The organism is Microcoleus sp. S13_C3 (genome assembly GCF_036700905.1).
In the GTDB taxonomy this organism is placed as follows: Bacteria; Cyanobacteriota; Cyanobacteriia; order Cyanobacteriales; family Microcoleaceae; genus Microcoleus.
In genome coordinates, this window is sequence record NZ_JAUBPT010000100.1 from 21,350 (window position 1) to 31,047 (window position 9,698).

The 9,698-nt window shown below is 44.6% G+C and carries 10 protein-coding genes; 8 read left to right on the plus strand and 2 right to left on the minus strand.

Annotated elements, in window-relative coordinates; translation table 11 throughout:
• The first annotated feature begins 41 nt into the window (after positions 1-41).
• From QUA16_RS24055 to QUA16_RS24065, 3 genes are all read left to right on the plus strand, one after another.
• A complete protein-coding gene (locus QUA16_RS24055) occupies positions 42-1,493 on the plus strand; it encodes an FAD-binding domain-containing protein (protein WP_333106367.1) in 1,452 nt (483 codons plus the stop codon).
• A 113-nt stretch (positions 1,494-1,606) separates the two neighbouring features.
• On the plus strand, positions 1,607-2,254 hold the full coding sequence (locus QUA16_RS24060) for a Uma2 family endonuclease (protein WP_333106356.1): 648 nt from the start codon (positions 1,607-1,609) through the stop codon (positions 2,252-2,254).
• Positions 2,255-2,348: 94 nt separating this feature from the next.
• Positions 2,349-2,996: a Uma2 family endonuclease gene (locus QUA16_RS24065; RefSeq protein WP_333106357.1), complete on the plus strand. Its 648-nt coding sequence runs from the start codon at positions 2,349-2,351 to the stop codon at positions 2,994-2,996.
• Between the two features lie 102 nt (positions 2,997-3,098).
• Here QUA16_RS24065 and QUA16_RS24070 read toward each other — a convergent pair whose 3' ends face one another.
• Complete coding sequence (locus tag QUA16_RS24070) at positions 3,099-3,548, minus strand: hypothetical protein (protein ID WP_333106358.1); 450 nt, start codon at positions 3,546-3,548, stop codon at positions 3,099-3,101.
• Between the two features lie 97 nt (positions 3,549-3,645).
• On the opposite strand from QUA16_RS24070, the gene QUA16_RS24075 reads away from it, so the two are divergent.
• The 3 genes from QUA16_RS24075 to QUA16_RS24085 all read left to right on the plus strand — a co-directional run bounded on the left by QUA16_RS24075 (position 3,646) and on the right by QUA16_RS24085 (position 7,034).
• Positions 3,646-3,948 carry a hypothetical protein gene (locus QUA16_RS24075; protein WP_333106359.1) on the plus strand — a complete coding sequence of 101 codons (303 nt, stop codon included), beginning with the start codon at positions 3,646-3,648 and terminating at the stop codon, positions 3,946-3,948.
• A 500-nt stretch (positions 3,949-4,448) separates the two neighbouring features.
• Positions 4,449-6,581, plus strand: a complete 2,133-nt coding sequence (locus QUA16_RS24080; RefSeq protein ID WP_333106360.1) for a pentapeptide repeat-containing protein — start codon at positions 4,449-4,451, stop codon at positions 6,579-6,581.
• A 192-nt stretch (positions 6,582-6,773) separates the two neighbouring features.
• Positions 6,774-7,034, plus strand: coding sequence for a DUF2834 domain-containing protein (locus tag QUA16_RS24085; protein ID WP_333106361.1), 261 nt, complete (start codon positions 6,774-6,776; stop codon positions 7,032-7,034).
• Between the two features lie 73 nt (positions 7,035-7,107).
• Here the strand turns inward: QUA16_RS24085 and QUA16_RS24090 are convergent, their stop codons facing one another.
• Positions 7,108-8,433: a transposase gene (locus QUA16_RS24090; RefSeq protein ID WP_333181367.1), complete on the minus strand. Its 1,326-nt coding sequence runs from the start codon at positions 8,431-8,433 to the stop codon at positions 7,108-7,110.
• A gap of 588 nt (positions 8,434-9,021) precedes the next feature.
• Here QUA16_RS24090 and QUA16_RS24095 point away from each other — a divergent pair.
• Positions 9,022-9,297 carry a hypothetical protein gene (locus tag QUA16_RS24095; protein ID WP_333106363.1) on the plus strand — a complete coding sequence of 92 codons (276 nt, stop codon included), beginning with the start codon at positions 9,022-9,024 and terminating at the stop codon, positions 9,295-9,297.
• 183 nt (positions 9,298-9,480) lie between these two features.
• The coding region (locus QUA16_RS24100; RefSeq protein WP_333106364.1) for a transposase at positions 9,481-9,698 on the plus strand (218 nt) is incomplete at its 3' end.

The following is a 9,698-nucleotide window of genomic DNA, read 5'->3' on the forward strand; positions in this document are numbered from 1 at the left end:
TCTAAAATCTAAAATCTAAAATCTAAAATCGAATGTCCGATATATCCAATCTAATTTTATTTTGGCACCGGCGCGACTTGCGTATTTCTGACAACATCGGGCTGGCAGCAGCGCGCCAGCAAAGCCCGAAAGTAGTCGGAATTTTTTGTCTCGATCGCAATATCCTAAATCGGGATGACGTAGCGCCAGCCAGAGTCACATACATGATCGGCTGCTTGCAAAAACTCTCCTCGCGTTACAGGGAAGCAGGCAGCCAATTGCTGATAATTCAAGATGACCCTATCCTAGGAATACCGAAATTAGCAACAGCTATAAATGCTCAAGCAGTATTTTGGAACTGGGATGTAGAGCCCTACGCAAAACAGCGCGATCGATCCGTATCAAACGCCCTCCAAGAAGCAGGAATTCAAGTTCAAAATTTCTGGGATCAACTCCTGCACGCCCCAGATGAAATTCGCAGCGGTACAGGGACTCCCTACACAGTTTATACACCATTTTGGAAAAAATGGAACAGTAAACCCAAAGCCCAACCAGTAGAGACACTGCCGATAACTTATCTGGAATTAATGACCGGCTTAACCACCGAAGAACAAGCAATCGCCAACCAAGCAGGTGCAATGGAAACAGTGCCAACAGCCTTGAGTTTGGGATTTATTTGGGAAAACCCATTAGTAATAGAACCCGGAGAAGATGCAGCGCAACAAAAATTAGAAGAATTTTGCGATCGGGCAATTTACCAATATCAAGAACAGCGCAATTTCCCCGCCATTAACGGCACATCCCAACTCAGCGCAGCCCTCAAATTTGGTGCAATTGGCATCCGCACTGTTTGGCAAGCTACCCAGATAGTAATGGAAACTTGCCGCAGCGAAGAAGCGTCTACAAGCATCCGTACTTGGCAACAGGAAATAGCGTGGCGGGAATTTTACCAACACGCCATGTATAATTTCCCAGAATTAGCAGACGGCCCCTATCGTCAAGCATTCAAAGACTTTCCTTGGGAGAACGATGAAAAGCTCTTTCAAGCTTGGTGTAAAGGCAAAACAGGCTATCCTATTATCGATGCAGCAATGCGGCAGTTAAATCAGACAGGTTGGATGCACAATCGCTGCCGCATGATAGTCGCCAGTTTCCTTACCAAAGATTTAATTATTAACTGGCAGTGGGGTGAAAAATACTTCATGCAAAAATTGATAGATGCCGACCTTTCTGCTAATAACGGCGGCTGGCAGTGGAGTGCATCAAGCGGCATGGACCCGAAACCTTTGCGAATATTTAATCCGGCGAGTCAAGCTCAGAAATTCGACCCGGAGGGGGAATATATTCGGCACTGGGTTCCCGAATTGCGCCGCGTTGATACTAAAGTTTTGCTAACAGGAAATCTTTCACCTTTAGAACGCCGACTTCTTCATTATCCCTCTCCGATCGTAGATCACAACGAGCAGCAGCGCAAGTTTAAGGAACTGTACACGCAGCAAAAAAACGCAGATTAGACAGCTCAATTTTTGGCGATAGTTACCAGTCAATTAAGTGCAGGGGGCGCTGTACACCCTCAACTTAAAAGATTGTATCAGTTATAATAAACTTAAATAAATCGGAGGTTGAAATGGTAACGCTGCAATTAAGGCAAATCAGTGTACCCCCAGGACATAGAGTGCTGTTCCATGATGTCAACTGGCAGGAATTTGAAGCAATTTTAGAAGAGTTGGGAGAACACCGTGGCTCTAGAATAGCTTACAGTCAAGGAACTTTGGAGATTAGGATGCCACTACCCGAACATGAGAAAGCTAAAATCATTATTGGCTATTTAGTGAAAATTCTGTTTGAGGAACTAGAAATCGACTTTGAACCCTTTGGTTCGACGACTTTCAAGCGAAAAAGTATGTTACAAGGAATTGAGCCTGATGAATGTTTTTACATTCCCAATTATGCTCTAATGATTGGCAAAAAGCGGATCGACTTAACTGTCGATCCGCAGCCAGACTTAGCAATTGAAGTCGATCTAACTTCCAAAACTCAACTCGATGCTTACGAAGCTTTGGGAGTACCTGAAATCTGGCGCTATGAAAATAACAAGCTTCTGATTAATGTGCTTCAAAATGGGAAATATGTTGAATCGGAAATTAGTCCGACTTTTCCCAATCTGCCAATTATTGAAGCTATTTCTCAATATTGCGAACAAAGCCAAACAGTGGGTACGAGTCAAACTCTCAGATTGTTTCGGAAGTGGGTTAGAGAACAAATCAGGCTTTGATCACTGAAGTCCTCACTACAAAGCTGACTGTTTCCCAATGCCCAATTACCGATACAGACAAGTTATCATAAACTTAAATAAATCGGAGGTTGAAATGGTAACGCTGCAATTAAGACAAATCATTGTACCACCTGGACATAGAGTGCTGTTAGATGATGTCAACTGGCAGGAATTTGAAGCAATTTTAGAAGAGTTGGGAGAACACCGTGGCGCTAGAATAGCTTACAGTCAAGGAACTTTGGAGATTAGGATGCCACTACCAGAACATGAATTCAATAAGGAAATCATTGGCGATATGGTAAAAATATTACTCGAAGAACTTGAAATTGATCGAGAATGTTTTGGTTCGACGACTTTTAAGCGAAAAAGTATGTTACAAGGAATTGAACCTGACAACTGCTTTTACATTCAGAATTATGCTCTAATGATTGGTAAAAAGCGGATAGACTTAACTGTCGATCCGCCGCCTGACTTAGCAATTGAAGTCGATATAACTTCCAAGACTCAACTGGACGCTTACGAAGCTTTGGGAGTACCTGAAATCTGGCGCTATGAAAATAAGAAGCTTCAGATTAATGTGCTTCAAGATGGGAAATATGTTGAAGCAGAAATTAGTCCGACTTTTCCCAATCTACCAATTATTGAAGCTATTTCTCAATATTGCGAACAAAGCCAAACAGTGGGTACGAGTCAAACTCTCAGATTGTTTCGCAAGTGGGTTAAAGACCAAATACAAAATTGATATGAAATCCCTAGTCCACGCACTGGCTGTCAGAAATCCGGCTTATTTACGATCGCCAAAAAGCCATTTTATCACAGCAAGCGTCCTAATTCCGTTGTATTTTTAATTTCGCTTTTGGGAAATAGAGAGAGAGTAAGGGTGTTGACCTTGCGCTCGATCGCCCACAAAAATAACATAAGTCCCCTTGTCCCCATAACCGGAAAATTCTACATTCCCCGCAGCAGCATTCGCCGGCAGCACGCAGAAACGCCCCCTCGGCCCCTGAATCATCAAACTCGGAGCTCCAGCGGTTTGTACTGCAATCCGCCAGTAAGGCAAATCCTGCGTTACTTCGATGACGTGGTTCGGCCCTTGGGACACAAAACCGCAGTCGCCGCTATTGTTCGGGCCGCCGGAAACTCCCGAAACTCCCAGCGGTTCGGGAAATCCCGGAGCAATTTGTAGCGGTTGGCTCCGAAGGGCACCGGCATCCGCTAAAATCATTGCCAAGGCTAGGGTCACGATCGGGCTAAACCACAGTTTGCCGCGATCGCCCGGATAATGGATCTTCATGTTTCCTCACACAATGGCATTTGGTTCTAGTTCTTTGACGGTAGAGGATAATGGCGGTTCCAAACACCTTAATCTAAACTAACTTCCGAATTTTTTTATGAATCCTCAAAATAACTTCAATTGGCAGCAAGCGTTGGGAGAACTAAAAGCTAAAGTAGAACGATCGCCACTCATCACACAAAATTCAGACAGGTATCAAGCCGTCGGAACCTTATACAATCAATTACTCGACAAGTTTCAAAGACTCCCCAAACCGGGGCAGGTGGCAGCCTTTGCCGTCGGAGCGATAATTGTCCTGACAGTCTTCAATAGCATCGTAAAGCTAATTTCCGCCCTGATGACTCTTGCCGTTCTCGGAGTGCTAATCTACATAGCGTTTGACACTCACCGACCGTCCTAAAGGCGAGGTGATTCTTGGCTCCACGACTGACCTTACTACTCACTATCCTTACGGCAATACTTAAACCTTTCAACCGTGGAATACCACCAATTGACGAGCTTAACTTAGTTAATCCCAGAGGGTCTATCTCCCCAAGCGTACTAGGATATGAACCTAGAGTTCAGGCGTGCCCCGCCTTACTTCAGTAGTCAACAAAGTATTTGGTTCTCTGGTATTGGGATATTATTTTTTTTATCCCTAGCTGTTTTAAGAGTTTTCGCCGCTCTTTGCCCCTAAATTTAGGCCTGAAAGTGTGTCTCAACTGTTTCACGATGGCAATGGAGTTTCACCCTGACAACTTAATTATAACCTGGTTTGGGGTTGCTTTGCCAAGCGTAAATTCACGCTCATCCAATAGAAAGCCGTCAAGCCAAGGACGGGGTTTTAAACCCAAATTTCTGATAAATTGGCAATATCTCCTGATTCCTCCAACTAACGACTAACAATAGGAAATTATAAATATGGCTAACCCCACCGCGCCCAGCGGCATCAATCAACCCGATCCGTCTTGGCAAACACAATCCAAGCAAATGCCACTGCTGGTTCGCAGGTGCGGCGCTTGGGCTGTGGAAATTTCGTTAATTGCGGCCAGCGCCCTCGTTCCCTTCAGTATCGGGGCATTGGTCAACAATGAATCTCAAACCGTGCCGCTTAATTCCTCAGTAGCAGCAGCATCCGAAACCGTCGCCCGTACTTTGGGCATACCCGTGCGCGATCGCAATCCAAGAGTCGCACCCCTAACTAATCTATTCTGGTCAGGGGCACTGCTGGCACCGGCAGTTTTAGCGGGGTGGCAACTGTTTTTGCTCGCCAGAACCGGTCAAACTCTCCCCAAACGCTGGTTCGGCGTCAAAGTTGTCACAGGGTCGGGCACTCCTCCGGGTTTTGGGCAAGTGCTAATTCGCGAAAGTTTGGGGCGCTGGGGAGTGCCTCTGGGCGTCGCTTACGGCATTTGGCGCTTGAGCGGTGCGTTTCCTGATTTGCTGATTTTAGGGGGGCTCAGCGGCTTGGCAGTCCTCGCAGACGGCGCGGTTGCATGGCGCTACAAACGGCAAGCGGGACACGATCGCCTCGCCAATACTTTGGTCGTCAATGCTCGATCGAATCAACTGTCTGAAAATCCTGTCAAGAGCCCAGATTGGACTGAGGAAGACGCGCAGATTGCGGCTTTAGTTGTGACTCCACAAAGCGGGCTGAAAGCAAATGCCAGTTTGTGGAATTGGATGCGCCAACACCCAGGCACAACTTTAGTGATAGTTACTATCGGCAGCGCGGGATTGATTTTAACTTTGTTTGTCGGCACTCTCATCTACACTCAAAGTCAAGCAAATTTGCGGGATTCCCGGCAGCGGGACGACGCATTATATCTGGCTTTAGTTAGCAAATTGTCTCCCACATCGGCTAGCGGCGCATCCGGCAGGCGATCGGCTATTTTGGCTTTGGGGGCCGTGGAAGACTCCCGCGCCGTACCCCTGCTAGCGGATTTGCTAGCTCAAGAAGACAACCGCGCCATGTTGGACGCGATCCAGCAAGCTTTAGTCAGTAGCGGGCCGAAAGCTTTGCCTGAGTTGCAGCGGTTGAATCAAGCCCTCAGCAACGACCTCGATTCCCTGCGGTTTGGCGGCAAGGCCCCGGAACGCGAGTTAGCGGCCGCCCGCCAGCGAACAGTACAAAGGGCGATCGGCAAAATTCTCACAGTGTATAGCAGCCAACTCAACGGTGTCGATCTCAGCCGCACGGATTTAGCTCAAAGTCCTGCAGGCCCGTCTCAGTTTACTTTAGTATTAAACAAAGCTGACTTGTCTGGAATTAAGCTGAAAAATGCCAATTTAACCAATGCCAGCTTGCAGGGAACTCGCTTTTACGGCACCGGCGAAGACAGGCGTCCGGGTACATTTGACGATTGGATTTCTGACTTGAGCGGCGCTAATTTGGAAGGAGTAAATTTGGTCGGGGCGTCTTTGAACAGTGCTGTAATGAACCGCACTACTTTTGTGCGCGCTGTCATGAACAAAGCTAATTTGTCAAACGGCAATTTGAATGCAGCTAATTTCAGCAGTGCTATTTTAATTGGAGCAAATTTACAGGAAGCACTGTTAAAAAATGCCAGTTTTACCGGGGCAGATATAGGGAGTGCGAATTTGTCGGGAGCAGATTTGTCAGGTGCACGTTTGGGTAAAGTGAAGGCTCAAGGCGCTCAGTTGTCCTTGACAAATTTGTCGAAATCGGAATGGCAAGGTGCTGATTTGTCCGGTGCTGATTTGAGCGGCGCAAACTTACAAAATGCTGATTTGAGTTCCACTAAACTCGCCAACGTGAATTTAAAAGATGCTCGGTTGCAAGATGCGAATTTTCGGAATGCGGAGGTGAGTTCGGTTGATTTTAGGGGCGCGAATTTAGCGGGAGCGAATTTTAAAGGCGCTGTGTTTCTAGGGAAGGCAGCTTCGGATCAATTTATTCAAAGTCCGACTGGTAGTAAATCCGGTCGATTCCTAGGAGTTGATTTTGGTGAGGCTAAGAATTTAGATAAAACTCAAATTGCTTACATTTGTTTGCAGGGGGGGATTCATCCGAAGTGCCCGCAGAAGAAGTAAGGAGGGAGCATCTCAATGAAAGCAGCCCTCCGCTAGAAATTGGAGTTAGGAGTCAGGAGTCAGGAGTCAGGAGAAAAGAGGAAGAAGGAAGGAGGCAGAAGAAGTGTTTTTACAAATATGAGATGCTCCCAGTAAGGATTGGTTGTTAGCGAGTAGGCTAATACAGTTGATCAAAGAACAGGTAAGGTAATTATGAGCGTTAAGCGAATCATTTATCTCATCTTAGCAATTCTGGGGCTGGTGCTGCCTTGGTACTATAACTTGCAGTTTTTTAGCAATGCTGGCTTGCTCGACTTTGTAAACGAGAGTTCGGCTAATCTTGCTGCGAAATCGGTAAGTTTAGATTTGTTTATCGCAACTGTAGCAGGAAGCACTTGGATGTACGCTGAGTCAAAACGATTGGATTTGACGCACCTCAGCCTGAAGGCGCGAGGATTCTTGAGAAATTTCTAACTCAATATCCCTGTTACCAGGGTTCCCAAACTCATCGCGTTTGCTCGTGGAGCGCGATGATATCTTTTGGGCGTTAGGTGCAAGCACCAGGTTTCGCGGAGTCCCCACGTACCAATTTCAAAGCTCTATCTCTAATAGTTTTGGCTGCACCGACATCGGCGTGTTCGTGATACCCACATTTAACGCAGATGAACTTTTCGCCATCTCTGTTTGATTTGTCAATGTTGCCACAATTCCGGCATTCTTGGCTAGAGTGTTTGGGATTAATTTTAATTACGATTTTTCCTTGCTTTACAGCCAGATACTCAATCTTTAAAATTAATTCACCCCAACCTGCGTCAGAAATGGAACGGTTTAAACCCTTCTTCCTTGCTTGACCATTTTTCAGGAATCTACCTGTTCCCTCATCAAGTTTTACTCGACAGCGACGCACCATTCCCGATATATTTAAATCCTCCAAGGCTATGCCGTCAATCTTGCGAGACACGATTTTATTGGCGACTTTCCAGTGATAAGCTTGGCGTCTATTGCTAATTCTTTGGTGAAAAGCCCCTACTTTCTGAGCTGCTTTTTTGCGGTTCTTGCTACCTTTAACTTTTCGATTGACTCGTCTGTGCCTAATTTTCAGGGTACGTTTAGCTTTCTTCGTAATTGAGAACTTGGGATTTTCGATTTGAGAGCCATCTGAAAGATGGACTAATTTAGTGATTCCCATGTCGCACCCAACTATTTTGACGACATCCTTGAGAGGTTTTGCAGTGTAATCGGGAACAGATTTGTCCTCGATTCGGATGGATACGTACCAACCATTTTGCCGTTTTCTCACGGTACAGGCTTTAATGGTAAAACCGATGGGAATTGGACGTGAGTTGTAAAAGCGCATCCAGCCTAACTTAGGCAAGTAAATTTTATTGCCTTGTATTTTTACACCCATTGCAAAAGTGAAAGACGTAAAATTGCTGCGGTTCTTGAACTTGGGAAAACCTCGACCTTCAAAAAAGTTCTTGTAAGAAGTGTCTAACCGTTTGACGTTTTGCTGTAGAACCGTTGAATCTATTCCGGCAAACCAAGGTCTAGCTGCTTTCAACTCTGGCAATTGGGTAATCTGAATGTCGCCTGGGTTGCGTCGAGGGTTTTTGAGTTTGCCATCTTTATCTGTTTTTCCGATCTTCCACGGCGATCCAGTTGCACCGTTTTTACTAACGCAACTGGTTAAGGGGCAGGCTTCACTTTTAGTTCTAATTTCGCAATAGTTTCCTTGTATGAATTGTTGGTTGTATTGAGTGATTCTGTCATTCAGACACCAGTTGTAGTGACTCCGCAACATATCTACCCAATTGGACATTTTTAAGTCTTGCGTTTGATTGGGGCGCAACTTGTACACGTAATTAGTTAACAAGTTTTACTCTCCTTTTTGAGCTATTATTAATGTACAATCAAATTACTTGTTAGGCTGCATTGGTCACAAATCTTTATTGAAGTGAGTGAAAATTTTGTTTATGCTTTTGTTTGCAAAAGCCGTCCTAGAAGGACGAGGTTTTAAACCCATTTTGTTTGATAAGTTTTGTAGACCTACATACTTCTGGGTGTGCTTGTTTCGTTTTCATGTGCTTTCCCGCTTTTCTGGTTTGTGCGGGAAACCAAGCTGGAAAAATCCAGTGAAGTCTCAAGTTAAAAAGTTGCTTAACAGGTTAGTGCGGCGCAGCACAATAATTCGGTGCAGGCGATCGAGGTATTATATAATTTCCGGTAAAATCACCGTTATAGATTTGTAGTGACGACGGAAGTGTTCAGAATTTTATGAGGATTAAAGTCCTCACTACCAACCAACTTAATAGTTGTCGATCGATCAATACTTCGGACAGTTTTGGAACAGGGACGCTCCCCGAACAGAGACAAAAAATCCCTGGAATTTTAACCGAAACTCCCAAAAAAAGGCACTTTTTAGATTAAGCTCAAAAAATAGACGAACTTAAAAAAATGCCTGATGAATATTCTAGAATCAATTTTACAACAAATGTCAGGGATTAGTCAATCCCAAAAAAAGTTTATGGTGACCTTGTTTTCCACCATATTGCTTGTTTATGGCAAGGTAAACTTTACCAATCTGAGCCGTTACAGTTCGTTGAGTGAAAAAACTTATCGTCGGCATTTTTTGAAAAACTTTGATTTCGCAGAATTTAATCAATACTTTATCAATAAAGCCTTGGATTCTGAGCAAACTATTATTGCTGTAATCGATTGTTCATTTATTGACTCATAGTGGCAAAAAAACTGAAGGGAAAGCTAGCTTTTATAATGGTGTAGCTGGCAGACCAGAAGAGGGATTAGAAATTTCTGTAATTTCTGTGGTCGAAGTCGAAACTCATTTGTCTTATAGAACCCATTTGACATCTTTTACGGTCTTGTGGTAGCGTGACCGTAAAAGCATTATCCAGTAGCAGCCATGCCTTATTATAGCAGTCTAACGGATTCAGAATGGGAAACAATTGAACCCATACTACATGAGGTATTGCCCAAAAAGAACCGAACTAGACCATGTAACTGGACAAAAAGAGAAATCTTAGATGGAATTTTCTCTCAACTAAAAAATGGCTGCAATTGGCAAGACTTACCCAAAGACTTGCCACCCTATTCCACTGTATATTGGCATTACAAGCAGTG

What these genes read in the sequence shown, in the direction of transcription:
- QUA16_RS24080 (WP_333106360.1), top strand. Translation starts at nt 4,449, where the DNA reads ATGGCTAACCCCACCGCGCCCAGCGGCATCAATCAACCCGATCCGTCT.
- QUA16_RS24065 (WP_333106357.1), top strand. Translation starts at nt 2,349, where the DNA reads ATGGTAACGCTGCAATTAAGACAAATCATTGTACCACCTGGACATAGA.
- QUA16_RS24060 (WP_333106356.1), top strand. Translation starts at nt 1,607, where the DNA reads ATGGTAACGCTGCAATTAAGGCAAATCAGTGTACCCCCAGGACATAGA.
- QUA16_RS24070 (WP_333106358.1), bottom strand. Translation starts at nt 3,548, where the DNA reads ATGAAGATCCATTATCCGGGCGATCGCGGCAAACTGTGGTTTAGCCCG.
- QUA16_RS24075 (WP_333106359.1), top strand. Translation starts at nt 3,646, where the DNA reads ATGAATCCTCAAAATAACTTCAATTGGCAGCAAGCGTTGGGAGAACTA.
- QUA16_RS24095 (WP_333106363.1), top strand. Translation starts at nt 9,022, where the DNA reads ATGAATATTCTAGAATCAATTTTACAACAAATGTCAGGGATTAGTCAA.
- QUA16_RS24085 (WP_333106361.1), top strand. Translation starts at nt 6,774, where the DNA reads ATGAGCGTTAAGCGAATCATTTATCTCATCTTAGCAATTCTGGGGCTG.